Raw genomic sequence first — 17,599 nt, 5'->3', positions numbered from 1 at the left:
CGAACAAAAGCGCCACTGAAATGGCGTGTGGACATTTGCAGGAAAAATGCTTAAATGGGGCAGGAACGTGCACGTGATCACCACGCGACAATAGGGAAATACCAGAAATGGATCAGACGACTAAGGATGGTTGGCTAGGAATGGCCCGAGTAAATACCAGTGTTCTAAAAACAATCCCCAATAATAGATGCCAACACCGCAAAGCGGCTCAGTCCAACAGACGTTTATATGCCGTGCTGCGCACAACAGATAAACGCTAAGTAGTTATACGGCATGAGAGCTCTCTTCTACTTAAAAATCGCTTTCTTATTTGGCTGTGCAGTTACGCCAAACGAAAGCAGCATGAGTCGATATTTGCACCAAGACTGCTGGCAATATACTACCGAGCAAGTACCTGGCATCCTGAATGTCATGCATCTATGCATAAGTGAAGGTATTGCACGAATGGAAATTTATTACCCGAACAGATCGGCCGGGCAAAATGGACAATCAACCATATGCAGGCAAGCTGGAGTGGCTACGAGACGGAATGATTCACAGTTGTCAATCTCCCTAAGTCAAGGTGAATGTGAAAATGGAAGAGAATTGCAACCGTTCAATTTGGATTGCGAGATTGGCAATACACTTAATTGCAGAGATCGCGAATATTTCCTTACTTTTCGCCGTAGCAATGCCGTATAACAATTTTGGAGTGCCTGTCCTTAAAAAAAGAAAAGAGGCGCCAAATTCGCCGTAGAGCGCGGCGCTATTTTTCATAGAGCCATCAAGCAATGAAAGTAAGACACTTTGCATCAAAGACTATAAAGATCGGCTTCGCGCTCGAATGGGAGTCTATTATTACGGAGCTGTTCATAGTTTTTTTGCTCGGTGTATTTGCATTTATGGGGTATGCAGCCAAGATTGCGCTTCTGCTTTTTCCTTGCGGAATAGCAGCGGTGATCTGTCTTTTTATGACGATTCAAAGGGCCTACATGGCTGTAAAAGATAAAATCGAGCCGTCACATGACCATGATCAGCAAAAATAGAAGAGTATATAATGGCGGGCAGTTGCCTTTTAAATACGCTTCAAGAAAAATCTCCTCCTTTTTTCCCGCCTCTGCCCTAAGTCATTAAGTAAACAATAATTCAACTCACAAAGAGGATAAACTATGAAAGGAAAATGCCTTTGCGAATCTGTGACCATTGAGTCAGACGATGTAGCTGAATTTGAAGCATGCCATTGCAGCATGTGTCGTCGCTGGGGAGGCGGCCCTCTTCTAGCGGTGCACTGTGGTTCGAATATCAGTATTACTGGCAAGGATTCAGTCAAAGTTTATGATTCTTCCGAGTGGGCTGAACGATCCTTTTGCAGTCATTGCGGCACCCATTTGTATTACCATCTAAAGCCAACTGATGAGTATATTGTTCCCTTAGGTTTATTTAGCGAGGAATCGAGCATCAGTTTTAAACGGCAGATATTTATTGATCAGAAACCGAGTTCTTACGAATTCTCAAACCAAACAGAGAATTTAACTGAACAGCAGGTCTTCGACAGCTTTGGCGTTTAGAGTGTACATATCAAGGCGCTGCTATCGGCGCAGTCAGCGCCGCGATATCCTGCGGTGACTGCGGTAAGCTCGCATTAGGCAAGATTAAACATGAAGTACACGATACGAAATTCGACACACCTTACCGCGTCCAAAAGTGATGTCTGGCAGTGGATTACGTCCATCGACGGAATATCGAAAGAGATGTCTCCGTACTTGCGAATGTCTTCACCTCGAGGGGTTACGAGTTTAGCGACAATTGATTTTACGCCAGGAAAAAAACTGTTTAGGAGCTGGATTTTCTTTTTAAAAATTATACCGATTGACTACTCGGATTTAACACTGAAAAGCCTTGATGAGGGCGCTGGATTTGTAGAGCAATCAAAAATGGGATCTATGCGGTCGTGGCGGCATGTGCGCACCATACGCCCGGATAACGAGGGATGCATATTAACGGATGAGGTGTCATTTGAGCCTAAGTTCGCAGGGCCGATACTCAGTAAAGTAATAGCGGCCTTTTTTAATCACAGGCATCGCCGCTTAAGTAAATATCTCGCAGCTGCCAAATAGTTTCACCTAGTCAGCAGCCCTTCCCACAAAATTTGTATACGCCCTATTCAGCGCTAGGCTGCTAGCAATACAGTCAACTAACAATAAAAGAACAAATAAAGCGCGGCTCATGGCGCTGTCATCTTATCGTCTTAAAACTTCAATATAAGCGCAATTAAACTGTAAGGCTAAGGCTCTAGTCTTTGTGCCGGTAAGTGGCTTTGTGCCACTGCTCATTTTTTCCGGGATATCACCCACGCACAACATACCTATATAGGAAAAGTCATTTTCCAGACCAGGAGCCTTAAAATGCGTATCAAAACCGCCATATTGTCAGGGGTTTTACCCCTAACAATAGCCACTCAGGTAGCTGCCGCTGTGTTGCCTTCTCATCAAACCAACAACACGTGGTATACCGATGCTGCGACAAGCACAGAAACTAAAGCTACAGCCACTACTCCGGCCAAAGCAAAGAATGTGATCCTATTTGTAGGTGATGGCATGGGGGTTTCTACCCTGACCGCAGCACGTATTTTACAGGGCCAACAAAACGGCGATCTCGGTGAGGAAAACTTTTTAAGCTTTGAGGCCTTCCCCCACACCGCGCTGGTTAAAACCTACAATGTTGATGCACAGACTCCAGACTCTGCGGGCACCATGACAGCGATGATGTCTGGTGTTAAAACCGACGCGGGGGTGCTGGGCGTTGCCGAGAATATCGAACGTGGCGACTGCAGCACCGTGAGCGGTAATGAATTAATCACCGCCATTGAGCTGGCAGAAATGAAAGGCATGTCGACAGGTATTATCTCTACCGCGCGGATTACCCACGCCACCCCCGCTGCTGCCTACGCTAAATCAGCTGATCGCAACTGGGAAGACGACGGAGATATGCCAGCGGCTGCCAAAACAGCAGGCTGCGAAGATATCGCATCGCAATTAGTTAACTTTGAACCCAATTTAGAATCGCGCATAGACGGCGCAGATGTAGACGGTCTCGATGTAGTAATGGGCGGAGGTCGCCGCAGCTTTTTACCTAAAGATGCCGCGTTTAATAGCAATGACGCAGTGAGCGGTGTTGAGGGTGATCGCACCGACGGCCGCGATTTAACTGCCGAGTGGAAAACTCGCTACCCAGCCGGTAGTTATGTGTTTGACCAGAGCAGCTTCGACGCAGTTGACACCAGCACCACTACAAAATTGTTTGGTCTGTTCAACGAGTCACACATGCAGTACGAAGAAGATCGCGGCAATGACGTTGCCGGCGAGCCTTCACTAACTGAAATGACCAGCAAGGCCATCGCCATTCTCAACAAGAATAGCAATGGCTATTTGTTAGTAATTGAGTCAGGTCGTATTGACCACGGCCATCACGCCGGCAGTGCTTACAGCGCACTAAGTGATGCCATTGAATTATCAAACGCAGTACAAGCGGCGGCTGATGCAACCAGCCCCGACGACACCCTGATTATGGTCACCGCTGACCACAGTCATGTATTCACTATTGCGGGCTACCCAAAACGTGGCAACCCGATTTTGGGCAAGGTAGTCAATATCGGTGAAACTGAGCCGACAACAGCAGCAGATGGCATGCCATACACTACTGTGGGTTACACTAACGGGCTTGGCTTTCACGACCTTGGCGCAGTGACAGATGCCGACGCAGTATACTCAGAAAGTATTCAGGCAGGACGTGCTGACCTCGCCAGTGTAGACACCGAGTCACCTGGTTTTCATCAGGAAGCATTAGTACCACTGGGCTCCGAAACCCATGCCGGTGAAGATATTAGCCTGCACGCACGCGGCCCCGGTTCACAATTTGTTCGCGGCGTTGTTGAGCAAAACATGGTTTTCCACCTGATTAACCAAGCGCTTGATCTGCTGGACAGCGAATAAGGAGAATGGCAATGAAACAGTTTAAATTAGCGATTTTAGCAAGCGCGATAGCAGGCTTAACCGCTTGTGGTGGCGATGATGGTCGCAACGGCGCAAACGGTAGCAATGGTGCTGATGGCAGCAACGGCGTGAACAGTTTAATCACCCAAACACAGTTAGCCGCTGGCGACAGTAACTGCCCAGGTGGCGGTATTCAGTTTGACAGCGGTGCCGATAGCAATAGCAATGGCGTTTTAGAAACTAGCGAAATCACCGACACCAAATTTGTGTGTGAACCCTTTACCGGGCCAGCCGAAACCGATCTTATCGGCAACACCCGCAACAATACTTGGTTCAGTGACGCAGAAACTAAAATTGCGTCAGCTACCGCGCCAAATCTCACCCGTGGCGCCGCTAAGAATGTCATCTTATTTGTCGGTGATGGCATGGGTATCTCAACGGTAACCGCTGCACGTATTTTAGCTGGGCAGCTCAATGGTGAACTCGGCGAAGACCACAACCTGAGCTTTGATCTATTTCCCTATAGCGGCTTGGCAAAAACCTACAACGTAGACGCCCAAACACCCGACTCCGCAGGCACCATGACGGCGCTGATGAGCGGTGTTAAAACCGACGCGGGCGTGATTGGTGTAAACGAAAATATTGTGCGCGGCGATTGCAGCACGGTTGCTGGAAATGAGCTGGTAACCGCACTTGAGTTGGCAGAAATTGCGGGGAAATCAACGGGCATATTGTCTACTGCCCGCATCACCCACGCCACACCAGCAGCGACCTACGCTAAATCGGCCGACCGCGATTGGGAAGACGATGGCGATATGCCTACCGCGGCTAAAGACGCTGGCTGCGAAGATATCGCCTCGCAGCTAATTAATTTTAAAGCTAACTTAGAGGCCCGCATTGGCGGAATAAGCGTTGATGGTATAGACGTAGTGATGGGCGGCGGTCGCCGCAGTTTCTTACCTAAAGACGCCGCGTTTAACAGCCCAGATGCAGTGAGTAGTGTTGAGGGTGATCGCACCGACGGTCGCGACCTAACCGCTGAATGGCAGGCACTCAACCCCACTGGTAGTTACATTTTTGATAAAGCTGGCTTCAATGCGCTGAACCCCCAAACCGCCACCAAGGTGCTCGGCTTGTTCAATGAATCGCATATGCAGTACGAGGCGGATCGTAAAAATGACGTTGCCGGTGAGCCATCGCTGCGTGATATGACTGGCAAAGCGATCGAGATCTTGAACAAGAACAGCGAAGGCTTCTTCTTGACGGTAGAAGCGGGACGTATCGATCACGCTCATCACGCAGGCAACGCCTACAACGCCCTAACAGATGCGGTAGAGCTATCTGAAGCGGTGGCTAAAGCGGTTGAACTAACCAATAGTGATGAGACCTTAATTATCGTCACTGCCGACCACAGCCATGTATTTACTATTGCGGGTTACCCGAAGCGCGGCAATCCCATCTTGGGTAAAGTCGTAGACATCGGTTCCACATCACCTTCGCTTGCCGCAGACGGTATGCCCTATACCACCGTTGGTTACACTAACGGGCTAGGCTTTCGCGACCTCGGTGATGAAACAGATGCAGACGAGGGATACAACTCCGCAATCGATGCTGGTCGCCAAGACCTGTTGTTAGTCGACACGCAATCGCCAGGATTCCACCAAGAGGCCCTAGTGCCGCTCGGTTCTGAAACCCACGCAGGTGAAGATGTTGGCGTCTACGCGAAAGGCCCTGGCGCTGCGCTAGTTAGCGGCACCAACGAGCAAAACGTGATATTTCATGTCATGAACTACGCTGCAGACCTTGCGAATAAAGCAAATAGCAAGCAAGTAGCACCATGATAACAATAATATAAAAGCCTGACGGCGCCGGTGAAAACCGGCGCCTTTATTTATAAATAAGTAGATGTAAACAGATTTATAAAGAGGAAGTGACATTGAAGCGGCACCGCGTTTTCCCGAACATCTCAGGTCGATTAATCTGCAGCTTAGCGAGTCTTTTTATATCGGCCTTATCCGCACCCGCAGTATTTGCAGCCGACTGCACAGCAAATACACCGATTAGTGCGCACTACCAAATTAGCCATTATGAACACAGCGTCCAGCCTGAAACGTTCTCTCACATGGTATTGTGGCGTCGCGCCAGTAGCGTGGCTGAGCAGTATCCAGAGCGAGGCATCACCGAGTTATGGGAGCGCAACCACAGCAATAGCATAAAATTAAATCGCTATTTTGATGCGTATCAGCGCGGCATTGAATACTCACCCAGCGAAATTAAAGTGGTAAAAACTGACGACGACTGGAGTATGAAAAACCAGCTCATCGCAGACTCATTGCTATCTAAAATGAGCTTGAGTAAAAAATCGGGCAAAGCTTGTGAGCGTGAAGAAATCTACACATTAGAGAATGACAACGAGACCATCACAGTGGTCTGGCTTCCCGCCTACAAAATTGTAAAATCCTATAAGCGCCGCGCCAACGGTAAAATTTCGCATTGGTCATTAACGGAAATGAGCAGCGACAACAAAATCATCGACGCGTTTTTTAATAAAAACCTTGATTATCAAACCACCGACTACGCCGATATTGGCGATAGCGAATCCGACCCATTTTTAAGAAAGATGATCAATCTGGGCTTTGTCGAACACGGCAGCTCAGGCATGTATGACGCGCAGGGCAATGATATTGGTGGGGAACACCACCACTGAATTTGCACACCAGTAGGACTCTTTCAAATTTTAAATGGCATGTGACTCTGTAGCTTGGGTGGAGCGGTAGCGACAAGGTTGTATGGAACAAATTTGGGCAGCTCTGCTGGCCGCGAGGCCGAAGCGCGAATGCGCGGAGCCATGCCCAACAAGTGGTGGTAGAGCACCCCACCATGTTGGGTTTTGTTCCTCAACCCAACCTACAATCTTCATGTTCAGGCGTTTAGAGCAAGAGGTTTCAAAAATAGACAAATAAACGTCTTTCGTATTACGTTTCTGCGGTTTACATCCACATAATTTCTAACATTTCTCTGCCATAAACTGCATAAAACAACGAACTTTGGATGAGTGACGCAGGTCGCTGTGGGTCAGTATCCACAGCCCTGTTGTCACTAATGGCGTATCTGACACAGGGACTAATTCGGGGTATTGCGCCGCAATTTGAGCCGACATTAAGCCGAGTGAATCGCCCTGCCTAACCATCGCTAATAGCTGGCTATTGCTATTGGTGCGCAGCGTGATATGCGGCTCGGCAACAAGGGTACGAAAATATTTATCGCCCTCACTTTTGCCAAATACCGCCTGCCAGATAGCCCAGTTGGCGCCCTCGTAATCACCGTTAATCTGTTTCACATAATCCTCTCTACCGTATGCATAGAGGGGAATTTCTGCCAAACGACGCCCCACTAAAAGCTCTGGTGGAGTATCGGTCATCCGAATAAGGACATCTGCTTGCAGTTGGTTTAAATTGAGCTGCTCAGAGGTCGCCAGTACCGTGAGTTGGACGTCGGGATAACTCTTCATAAAGGCGGCAATGGGAGCCGACAGGTCAATGAGGGATGTTTCGGGGATAGATATGGTTAGGGGGCCGGAGAGCACATCTGACTGCCCCCGTATTTTCCGCTCAAAATGCAGGCAGCTCTCTTCAACCGCTTCGCCTTCAGCCATTAAGCGCTCGCCAGCGGTACTGAGTAAATACCCTTTCTGGCGCCGATCAAACAATTTCACCCCGCGCTCAGTTTCGAGACGAGTGATACGCCGAGCCACCGTAACGTGCGTAACCCCCAACACGCGTGCCGCCGCGCTAAGCGAGCCGGTGCGTGCTAGCACTAGAAAATAGCGAATATCGTCCCAATCCATCTGTACATTTTCTCACAGTTAATGTGCTTTTATTGAACTAACTATAACAGATCTATTTTTGTACACTGTAGCGAATTACTTCTCATAAAAGGCTAAAACGGCATGCACACGCTTTCTGACGCCCAGAATCTGGCTTTGCGGTATGCGCAAATTGCCGACGACCGCAAGTTTGACGACATGCGCGAAATCATCAGCAATGACTTCACCCAAAAGGGGCCTCACTGGCAGTGCGAAAATGCCAATGACTTTATTGCAACACTCGGCTTTTTAAAAGAAACCTACAGCGCCACATTCCATCTGGTGGGTAACCAACTAGGCCAATGGCATGAAGACCACTACGAAGGGGAAACCTACTGTATCGCGTCTCATATCTATGAGAAAGATGGCCAGGGCCGAAAGCTGGATATGGCGATTCGCTATCAAGAGCGCGTGGAGTATATCGATGGTCGCTACTGTTATACACGTCGCGATGTAAACGTTGTATGGAGCAGTGACCAGTCTTTACATCAGTAGACCAAATGGTCACGAACACTAAATTAATTAAGGATAAAAATATGAAAGTACTCATTGTTGGTGGTTCAGGCTTGGTGGGCGGCGACGCCGCTATTTATCTTCAGAACCAAGGTCATGACGTAACGATTATGGCGCGCAAAAAGCCCCTTGCACCGATTTTAGCGGCAATGCCCTTTTTACAGTGCGACTACGTGAACGATGATGTTGGCGATGGTCGCCTGGCGGGGTTTGACTGGCTTGTGTTTGCCGCTGCAGCAGATATTCGTCAGCTCCCGTTTGACGGCAGTGTCAGCCCCGAAGAGTTTTACAGTAAAGTAAATGATCAGGCCGTGCCGCAATTTTTTGCCGCAGCACGCGACGCCGGTGTGAAGAACGCAGTGTATATCGGCACGTTCTACCCTCAAGTGGCACCGCAGCAAATTGGCGTCTGCCCCTATGTCACCTCGCGCAGCAAAACCGACGAGGCCGTGCGAGCACTGAGCACCGAAAACTTTACCGTGTGCAGCCTAAACCTACCGTTTGTACTAGGTCATATCCCCGGCCTAGACATACCCCACATCGGGGCATTAGTTGCCTACGCGAGCGGCGCACTGCCAGATCTGCCTGTATTTGCCCCCAAGGGTGGCACCAATCACATCAGTTCTCGCTCTGTAGCGCAGGCTACTCTAGTGGCATTAACAAAGGGCGAATCGGGCAAGGCGTATCTTCTCGGCGATGAAAACTACAGCTGGCAGGAATATTTGCAACTGTGGTTTGACGCTGCCGGAAACACTCAGAGTCTTGAGGTATCGGAAGAAGATCATCCATTGCTACCCAATATCATTATGTTTGCAGGTGCTGGCGCAACAGTGAGTTATGAGCCGGAAGACGCAACATTTCTAACGTATGAGCGGCAGCAGATTCGCGATTTAGTAAAAGAAATCTCGGCCGCATATCAAGGTAGCGGCACTGCCTAAACAGATTCTGAACGTCGCTCGACGCGAGCCACTAGCTAGTGGCTCGTTGAAATACCAAATTAACAATCAGAGGCACGCCGCCCATAACGGTGACCACCGTTTTACAAATATAATAAGGGACTCTCACCATGAAACACACATTCTCGCTAACACCACTTTGCGCCGCGGTATCGATTTCACTGTTCAGCAGCGTAGGTACCAACCAATGGGGCGAACCACGCACGTTCGGTATTGATGTTAGTTACCGATTTGGCTCGCTGCTTTAAGTTCATCGACGCCTTGCGGTGAATACGCTTGCCGCTTTGGCAGACGCCGTGAAGCTGATCCAATATGATAAGCAGAACAATGTGGTCGTCACTTGCGACCATATTGTTTTTTCTAGCAAGGGCCATCAGTGAGCTTCCCCTAAACTCGGTATAGCAAATTTTTTATCTAAAGCTGCGTATCACAGCACCTATAATATCTCTGCCCCGCAAGTCGCGTTACACTATCCTCTTCTGTTCCTAGAAAATCTTTCACACTGCTATGCAAGACATTCTCAACGATATCTGTAAAACCATCACCGCCGAACCCAATAAGGGTAAAGTCGCTAGCTATATCCCTGAGCTAGCCTGCATCGACCCCGACCAATTTGGTATCAGCGTCGCTTTGCCGGATGGCCAGGTGTTTAATGCCGGCAGTGCCCATCAGTTATTTTCGATACAAAGTATTTCCAAGGTTTTCACCCTGACTATCGCCCTCGGCAAGCTCGGTGACGCGATCTGGTCTCGTGTTGGCAGAGAGCCATCGGGAGACCCATTCAACTCCATTGTGCAGTTAGAGCACGAAAGCGGAAAACCCCGCAACCCCTTCATTAACGCCGGTGCGATTGCAGTAACCGACGCCATTATGATGGGCCATAAACCCAGAGAAACCCTGGGCGAAATTTTGCAGTTTGTGCGTTTTATCGCCGATGACAATAGTATCGGCATAGATGAGAAAGTAGCCCAATCAGAAAAACTTACCGGCGATCGCAATGCCTCCCTCGCCCATTTCATGGCCGCGTTTGGAAATTTGAAAAATCCCGTAGAGCAGGTGCTAGGCACGTATTTTCACCATTGCTCCATATCCATGAGTTGCGAGCAGCTCGCGCAGGCCGGCTTGTTTTTGGTGTCCGACGGCATTAATGAAAGTACCGGATTTAGAGTGGTATCAGCCCAGCGCGCCCGCCGTATTAATTCACTGATGATGATGTGCGGGCACTACGACGGCTCAGGCGAGTTTGCCTATCGAGTGGGCTTGCCCGGAAAAAGCGGGGTTGGCGGCGGTATTTTAGCAATCGCGCCGGGCAAGGCCTCTATTGCAGTCTGGTCGCCCGGACTCGATAGCATCGGCAACAGCAAGCTGGGAACCCAGGCGCTGGAATTGCTCGTGCAAAAAACGGGCTGGTCTATTTTTGGGCATTAAAACTTTTCGATTCACCTACCCAATTAATTCTCATAAGTAATTTTTTGTGTCTCCACTTTCTGACTACTCGCGTTGAAGCTAAAACGGCTTCGCGCTCTATTTAGCGCGCCAATAACTACTCTATTTCACTAAAACACATATTTTTCAAGTTGCCACAAAGTGCACCATCATTTGTAAAAATAAGAGCTTATTCTATCTGTTAGATTATGTGCGTGCGTTCTCATTTGCGGGGACTACGTATACATTCCAAGCCACTTTGCCGCCACTATCATTGCAACCCAACGCTGTAATGCACTCTAAATATGGTGGCCTAATATGAATAAAAGTCTCTCTTATCCCTTATTGCTAAGCACTGCACTGCTATCCGCTAGCGTTTATGCCAAAGTCGCACCCATGTGGGAAGTCGGCGAACTGTCTCATTCCACTGGCTATACCGTTGCTGCAGACAGCCAAACCAGTCATCAGTTTGGCCTGGTGAAACACAGCAACACCTGTGGCGCCGATGAACTGTATCTCAGCTGGACTAGCTCAAGTCCAGATGTCTGGTCTTTAGCAGGTAAAACAGTAACTATGGACGCCAATTTTGATGGCGTTTCTATTTCCTTGCCGCTAAAAGTTGTCGCCATAAAACCAGGGACTGGGAATAGCCATGAAATTATTATGGGCCATGTATTTGCGAACTCAGAACTGCTGAACTTAATGACCCACTCCGACGCGGTCAATGTCTTGATACCCGCCACAGACGCCATGTCACAACACTTGGACGCTGGCAACGATCGCTTCTCCATGCAGGGCTTTAACGAAGCGCGGGAACAGGCTTTAAGCCGCTGTCACAACATGAGCTCGCTGGCCAGTAACTAACAGACCTAAACCGCAGGCATAAAAAAGCCCAATGTTTGACTCAGTACAATGAGCTAAACATTGGGCTTTTTTGCTAAAGCGGGTTTAAACCGGTGCTTTAGCGCGTGATTTGTATTCGCCGGTACGAGTATCAATCTCGATCCAGTCGTCAATCTCACAGAAGTCAGCCACTTTGATTTCGGTGCCGTTACTCAATTTCGCCGGCTTCATAACCTTGCCAGAGGTGTCGCCGCGAGCAGAGCCCTCTGTGTAGGTAATTTGACGAACGATCATGGTCGGCAGATCAACAGATATTACTTTGCCTTCAAAGAATACCGCTTCACAAATATCAGACATCCCATCAACGATATAAGGCAATACGCTTTCGATATCGTCTTCATTTAATTCGTACTGATTGTAATCTTCGTCCATAAATACATAGACCGAATCGGCAACATAGGAGTAAGTCACGGCGATACGCTCGAGGATAACCGGCTCAACTTTGTCATCAGTCTTGTATACGGTTTCTGTCGTTGAACCGCTAAGCAAGTTCTTTAGCTTCATTTTAACAATGGCGCTGTTACGACCAGATTTCGTAAATTCTGCTTTCTGAACCATCCAAGGCTGGCCGTCGATCAGAATCACACTATTGGGCTTCATTTCTTGTGCTGTTTTCATAGGTTTATCCGAATGGAAATTGAGTTAAGCCAGCAATTTTTTTGGCTGCGTATCATACCCAATTCTGATAAAACTGCACTAGCGATTCCGCAAGATTATTTTGCCCTTCTAAAACCCCACACCATCGCTCCGCATGCCCCGCCAGCTCTGCCGATGGCGCAAATATAAAGCCATCCAACTGCACACTTTGATCAGCAGAATTCCAAGCCCGCCAATGGCTTAGCAATTCTTGCTTGGCGCCAGCGCTTAGCTCACATGAATAGTGACTTAAAAATGCCTCCATTTTAATAAGATGCGCCCCGTCCTCCTGCGGGTAGATATGCCACAAAAAGGGTCTGCCAGCCCATTGGGCTCGGACAAAGGAATCCTCCCCCCTGACCACATTGAAATCGCAGCTCCACAGTAAACGGTCATAGTCCTGCTGACTCAAAAACGGGATCAACTGAATCGTGACATTGCCCCGCGCATAAACCTCGCCAAATGCGATTTTATCCTGTGCCAGCCAACGGCAAACGTCACCGACGATTCGCCCCTCGGGCACCAAAACATGACAAGGGTGCCCCGCCGCAGCAGCTAGACCTAAGAGAGTTGCCAGGTGGGGATTTTCATAACAAAACAGTGAAACTAAGGTGCTATCTGCGACCAGTTGCACCCCAATACGATTTAAAAACACCTCGCGGGCGGTGGCACTGCGCTGAAATTCTCGCCGGTCTTTTAACAGACCAGACTCTCTGATCAGGCCGCCAGTATCTGCGCTGAAGCCAGGGAAGAAGAAGTATTTTTGCAGGCCATTTGCCTGCAAGGACGGCAGGGTATGGCAGCCTGCGACCCAGTCTTCGGCGCTCAAATATTCCAGATTCAACCACAGTACCGGCTTTTCCCAGGCTAGCATAGCGGCAATATAGGCACTGGGCAGCTCGCAAGCAAACGCTTCCACGACCACATCTGCCGCTGATACTGTCGACCACGGCGTGGCCCAGAAATGTACCCAAACGCCGTCTATCAGCTGAGGTTGTTGCTCGACTGCCGCAGTGTTCGCGGCAGGAACCAAGCGGGACAAGCTCGCGACGTCATCAATCCACAAACGCACATCGAGGTCGTATTCCGCCGCCAATTGCCGGGCTAGACGCCAGCAAACGCCAATATCGCCGTAATTATCGACGACCTGACAAAAAATATCCCAGTGTGTACGCATCGAATATTCGCAGTAAAAAGACAAAATAAGGCTAATTTACGTGGCAGCTAATTTACGCAGGGTAGCGGTAAAACTCGTTAACACCCGCCCCTCTTGTTTGAGTACACCCCGCGTGAACCCCATACGTCCGGTTTCGTGAATTAACTCAATGTTAGCCAACAGCGGCAAGCCCACAGTCCCGCCAGCAACAAACTGCAGCGTCATATCAATCGTCACCACCCTGCCGAACGCAACGCTTCGATTAATATAAAGAGGGAGATACAACACCTGCTCAGCGCGTACGGCCAAAAAACCACCGTGAAGTCCATGCTGCCCATTTTGGCTAGCGCTACTGGTTTCAAACCGCGCCTCCGCCCTGCCATCACCGGATTTCCGGAACTCATAGGGAGCGAGCTGACTGTCAAAACTATCGCCCTCAGGCATGGGCATCGCCATCCACTCTGAAGAGATCACGTCGGGGAAATACACTGGGGACTTGTCTACCATCGCACTGCACGCCGTATTATTAAAACCGGCAAGGTATCATAGTCTTGGGAGAATCAAACTGATTTGCAGTGAAAAAGTGCGATCCGATGTGGCCGTTGCTACGCTGAGAAATTTGCCCGCTAAACCAAAATCACCACACCAAAAAAATACCGCCAAACAGTGTGAGCGAATGGCGGTACTTTATTTACCGGCGCGCGCCAGCTATTACTTTGCGAGCTTTACCCTGGGCAATACCGGTTCTCGTTTCTCCAGGAAGGCCGCTAGCGCTTCGCGGTGCTCATCACTGTTACGGCAGCGCTGGAAGTTTTTGATTTCTTCAGCGATGTAACTCTCACAGCTTAGTTCTTCGGCATTTTTTAGATTGTTTTTAATGCAACCCAGTGCATTGGTTGGTCCTTCCGCTAATCGCGTGGCCAACTTTTCTACCTCACCACATAGCGAATCCACATCACAGACCTTGCTTAGCAGACCGTTTCTATAGGCCTCATCCGCGCTATAGGTTGGGCATAACAAACAGAATTCCCGCGCCTTGCCCGCCCCCATCCATTTGCTTAAAAAATAGGCCGCCGCGAAATCGCCGGACAAGCCAATTTTTGTGTGGGCATAGCCCAGCGTTGCGGTGCTATCCGCCAAGCGAAAATCGCAAGCTAAGGCCAGCGACAAACCGCCGCCCACCGCCGGACCACGAATCATCGCGATGGTCGGTTTTGGCATTTCATGCAATAACATGGCGGCTTCAGCACCCACCCGTAACAACACTTCAGTCGAGTATTTACGGGTGTGCTCAACACCCAGCGCCAAATTTTTGATGTCGGCTCCAGAGCAAAACGCGTCGCCCGCGCCCTCAAGCACAACGGCACCCACGGTGTCATCCTGCGCCGCATCGCGCAAGCAGCGATATAAGGAGGTCACCATCTCTTCATTTATGGCGTTCTTTAAGGCTGGGCGGCTTAAAATGACGTGTAGGACTCTGCCGTGACGACGTGAATGAACGGGGCCGATTTCATTAATCATTATTTTAATCCTATCTACTACAGATAAAGACGCATCCTTGCCTCGCGCTTAGTGCGTTCTTCCTAGCTGGACTGCTGTCACCAAGCTCTAAACACACAAAATACGGGACATTCTCGGGAAAGACAATCGATAACGCACTCCGATTTGCACTGCCTGCGTCGACATATATGAATTAGCCATTTTTAGCGAAAAATGCACTAAAGCTGCGCGTAATTTCATGCAAAACCCGACGCTTACCCAATCAGTTATTTGAATCTAACGACACCGCGACAGACTTTTTCGGCCCCAAAAGATAATCTAAATACAAACTATTTGTATTTGATATTGATTCTCATTACTATGTGCCTCGACTTCACGAGTTGGCCAAACAAAAGTCCGCTGCCCGCTAACCACTCGGCCATCTTATTTATCAACCGTGGCATATGGGATCAGCAATATCAGAACCTACCAGGAGACATCCAACGTGACAAACCGATACAAACCAAGTCAGCCGCGGCGCCAACTTCTCGCGCAGGCGATTAGCGTCGCACTCGCCAGTACCTCATTGACGGCGCTAGCCGCCGAAGAAGCCCAACAAACTCTACCGGCAGTCAAAGTTGAATCGACGGCAATCTCACCCTATAAAGCAGAGAAAGCCTCGTCGCCACAGTACACCCAAAAATTAGCGGATACGCCAAAGACTATTAGCGTTGTACCGGAGCAAGTGCTGCGCGACCAGGCAGTCACTAACCTGCGTGACGCCTTGCGCAATGTATCTGGCATTACCATGCAGGCCGGTGAAGGCGGCGCTGCGGCCGGTGACAATTTGAGCATCCGTGGTTTTGACGCTACCAACGACCTGTATGTAGATGGCGTGAGAGATATCGGCGCGTATAGCCGCGACACATTTAACCTGGAGCAATTAGAAGTAACCAAAGGCCCCTCGTCTACCGTCAGCGGTCGCGGCTCAGCCGGTGGCTCGGTTAACCTGGTAAGTAAAACTGCTAAGTTTGAAGACTTTAAACGTGGCACCGTAATGGTCGGTAGCGACAGCCAACTGCGCGCTACCGCAGACATCAACGGTGCCCTGAGCAACAATTTGGCCGGCCGTATTAACGTTATGACCCAAGACAGCGGCGTACCCGGCCGTGATGTTACCGAAAACAAAGGCAGCGGCTTTGCCGGTGCGTTAACCTATTTACTATCTGAGAAAACCACCCTATCTGGTGGCGTCACCTATCTTGACCAAGACAATATTCCCGATGGCGGTGTGCCATTACTTACCAACGCCAACGGCGAGCGCTACCTGGATGAAGCCACCGCAGAAAACTACTACGGTGTTGAAAATCGCGATTACGACAAGAATGAAATCACCACCTTCAAAGTGGCCGTTGAACACAACTTCAGCGACACCTTAAGCCTGCGCAACCAAACGTTTATCGGCACAACCGAAACCTCTGCCGCCTTCACCCGCCCGAGCTTTGATTCATCTACCGGCGACGTACGCCGCGGTGGCGTTAAAGGACGTGACGAAGACCGCGATATCATTTCTAACCAAACCACCCTTCGCAGCGACTTTGTCAGCGGCAGCATCAAACACAATCTAGTCACCGGCATTGATATTACCCAAGAGGAATATATCAACTACGAGCTGCTGCCCACCAACGATAATCCGCCCAATGTTGAGCTATACAACCCCGTCACCGACGATCCATACGGCGGCTCTATTACCCGTGCCGGTGGCCAGCGCAAAGGCACCTACGACGCCGTATCATTATTCGCAAGCGACACCCTAACGTTTACGCCGCAGTGGCTTGTTACCCTAGGTGTGCGTGTAGAAGATTATGAGCAGGAATACTCGCAAAACTATACATCGCAAGGTCGTGGTGGTGAAACACCACCATTCAAATACGAGGCTAGTGACACCTTGATCAGCTGGAACGCCGCAATTACCTATAAACCGGCAGAAAATGGCAGTATTTATGTCGGTGTCGGCAATTCTCAAACGCCACTTGGCAGCAACTTAACGCTATCATCAGATCAACAAAACCTCGATGCTGAAGAAGATCAAATCCTCGAACTCGGCACCAAATGGGAACTGTTCGACGCCAAAGTGCTAGCCAGTGCAGCCATTTTCCGCTCTGAGAAAACCAATGCCTCCACCAATGACGTGGATAATGATGACGTACTCGTACTTGAAGGCGAACAAGTAGTACAAGGACTTGAGTTGGGCATTAACGGCACAATCACATCCAAGTGGGCCATCATTGCCAACTACACCTACACTGATAGTGAAATCAAAGACTCTGGCGATCCAGAAGAAGTTGGCGAAGTTATTTTCAATACCCCTGAGCACAGTGCAAGCCTGTGGACGACCTACCAAATTGATCGAGCATGGCAAGTGGGTGGCGGTCTGCAGTACATTGGCGAATACGAGAATGGCAGCACCACTGAACTAGACGCTACCACTCTGCTAAGTGCGGCTGCGTCATTCCAAGCGACTGATAACCTCAAGTTACAGCTGAATGCGAATAACTTAAGCGACGAGAAATACCTGCTTAAACCCCGCGGTAGTCGCGGCGTACCTGGCACCGGTAAAAGCGTAGCACTTACCGCTAGTCTGGAGTTCTAATTCTCAACACGCAATAATATACGCGTCAGAGAAAACCTACCG

At 49.4% G+C, this 17,599-nt stretch carries 16 protein-coding genes; 10 read left to right on the top strand and 6 right to left on the bottom strand.

The annotated features are described in order from the left end of the window. Positions 1 to 770: 770 nt before the first annotated feature. From AAC007_RS01010 to AAC007_RS00990, 5 genes are all read left to right on the top strand, one after another. On the top strand, positions 771 to 1,025 hold the full coding sequence (locus tag AAC007_RS01010) for a hypothetical protein (protein WP_295870682.1): 255 nt from the start codon (positions 771 to 773) through the stop codon (positions 1,023 to 1,025). Positions 1,026 to 1,148: 123 nt separating this feature from the next. Continuing rightward, positions 1,149 to 1,547: a GFA family protein gene (locus tag AAC007_RS01005; RefSeq protein ID WP_339674115.1), complete on the top strand. Its 399-nt coding sequence runs from the start codon at positions 1,149 to 1,151 to the stop codon at positions 1,545 to 1,547. Between the two features lie 837 nt (positions 1,548 to 2,384). After that, positions 2,385 to 3,971, top strand: a complete 1,587-nt coding sequence (locus AAC007_RS01000; RefSeq protein WP_339674112.1) for an alkaline phosphatase — start codon at positions 2,385 to 2,387, stop codon at positions 3,969 to 3,971. A gap of 11 nt (positions 3,972 to 3,982) precedes the next feature. Then, positions 3,983 to 5,812 (top strand): alkaline phosphatase, encoded by a 1,830-nt coding sequence (locus AAC007_RS00995; protein ID WP_339674110.1) that lies wholly within the window; start codon positions 3,983 to 3,985, stop codon positions 5,810 to 5,812. A 95-nt stretch (positions 5,813 to 5,907) separates the two neighbouring features. Next, positions 5,908 to 6,678, top strand: coding sequence for a hypothetical protein (locus AAC007_RS00990; protein ID WP_339674108.1), 771 nt, complete (start codon positions 5,908 to 5,910; stop codon positions 6,676 to 6,678). A 300-nt stretch (positions 6,679 to 6,978) separates the two neighbouring features. On the opposite strand, the gene AAC007_RS00985 is transcribed toward AAC007_RS00990, so the two are convergent. After that, the gene (locus AAC007_RS00985; protein WP_339674105.1) at positions 6,979 to 7,818 is read right to left on the bottom strand and encodes a LysR family transcriptional regulator; all 840 of its coding nucleotides are present in this window, start codon (positions 7,816 to 7,818) and stop codon (positions 6,979 to 6,981) included. A gap of 102 nt (positions 7,819 to 7,920) precedes the next feature. Here AAC007_RS00985 and AAC007_RS00980 point away from each other — a divergent pair, with 102 nt between their 5' ends. Both AAC007_RS00980 and AAC007_RS00975 read left to right on the top strand, forming a co-directional pair. Beyond that, positions 7,921 to 8,331 carry a nuclear transport factor 2 family protein gene (locus AAC007_RS00980; protein WP_296433848.1) on the top strand — a complete coding sequence of 137 codons (411 nt, stop codon included), beginning with the start codon at positions 7,921 to 7,923 and terminating at the stop codon, positions 8,329 to 8,331. 41 nt (positions 8,332 to 8,372) lie between these two features. Further along, on the top strand, positions 8,373 to 9,287 hold the full coding sequence (locus AAC007_RS00975) for an NAD-dependent epimerase/dehydratase family protein (protein ID WP_339674101.1): 915 nt from the start codon (positions 8,373 to 8,375) through the stop codon (positions 9,285 to 9,287). A gap of 176 nt (positions 9,288 to 9,463) precedes the next feature. Here the strand turns inward: AAC007_RS00975 and AAC007_RS00970 are convergent, their stop codons facing one another. Continuing rightward, positions 9,464 to 9,679 carry a hypothetical protein gene (locus tag AAC007_RS00970; RefSeq protein ID WP_339674099.1) on the bottom strand — a complete coding sequence of 72 codons (216 nt, stop codon included), beginning with the start codon at positions 9,677 to 9,679 and terminating at the stop codon, positions 9,464 to 9,466. Between the two features lie 133 nt (positions 9,680 to 9,812). Between AAC007_RS00970 and AAC007_RS00965 the strand changes: the two genes are divergently transcribed. Then, complete coding sequence (locus AAC007_RS00965; RefSeq protein ID WP_339674097.1) at positions 9,813 to 10,733, top strand: glutaminase; 921 nt, start codon at positions 9,813 to 9,815, stop codon at positions 10,731 to 10,733. A gap of 315 nt (positions 10,734 to 11,048) precedes the next feature. Then, positions 11,049 to 11,594: a hypothetical protein gene (locus tag AAC007_RS00960; RefSeq protein WP_339674095.1), complete on the top strand. Its 546-nt coding sequence runs from the start codon at positions 11,049 to 11,051 to the stop codon at positions 11,592 to 11,594. A gap of 84 nt (positions 11,595 to 11,678) precedes the next feature. Here AAC007_RS00960 and efp read toward each other — a convergent pair whose 3' ends face one another. The 4 genes from efp to AAC007_RS00940 all read right to left on the bottom strand — a co-directional run bounded on the left by efp (position 11,679) and on the right by AAC007_RS00940 (position 14,946). Next, a complete protein-coding gene (gene efp / locus AAC007_RS00955; protein ID WP_219042206.1) occupies positions 11,679 to 12,251 on the bottom strand; it encodes an elongation factor P in 573 nt (190 codons plus the stop codon). Positions 12,252 to 12,303: 52 nt separating this feature from the next. Beyond that, positions 12,304 to 13,446, bottom strand: coding sequence for an elongation factor P maturation arginine rhamnosyltransferase EarP (gene earP / locus AAC007_RS00950; protein WP_339674092.1), 1,143 nt, complete (start codon positions 13,444 to 13,446; stop codon positions 12,304 to 12,306). Between the two features lie 36 nt (positions 13,447 to 13,482). Continuing rightward, positions 13,483 to 13,932: a PaaI family thioesterase gene (locus AAC007_RS00945; RefSeq protein WP_339674090.1), complete on the bottom strand. Its 450-nt coding sequence runs from the start codon at positions 13,930 to 13,932 to the stop codon at positions 13,483 to 13,485. Between the two features lie 204 nt (positions 13,933 to 14,136). Next, on the bottom strand, positions 14,137 to 14,946 hold the full coding sequence (locus AAC007_RS00940) for an enoyl-CoA hydratase-related protein (protein ID WP_339674088.1): 810 nt from the start codon (positions 14,944 to 14,946) through the stop codon (positions 14,137 to 14,139). 463 nt (positions 14,947 to 15,409) lie between these two features. On the opposite strand from AAC007_RS00940, the gene AAC007_RS00935 reads away from it, so the two are divergent. Then, entirely contained in the window at positions 15,410 to 17,557 is a 2,148-nt protein-coding gene (locus tag AAC007_RS00935; protein WP_339674086.1) for a TonB-dependent siderophore receptor, read from the top strand. The last annotated feature ends 42 nt before the right edge of the window (positions 17,558 to 17,599 follow it).

This window comes from uncultured Zhongshania sp. (assembly GCF_963975605.1).
Classification (GTDB): Bacteria; Pseudomonadota; Gammaproteobacteria; order Pseudomonadales; family Spongiibacteraceae; genus Spongiibacter; species Spongiibacter aquimaris.
Note: the sequence above shows the minus strand (reverse complement) of the source record. Positions and strands in the feature narration are given on the sequence as shown.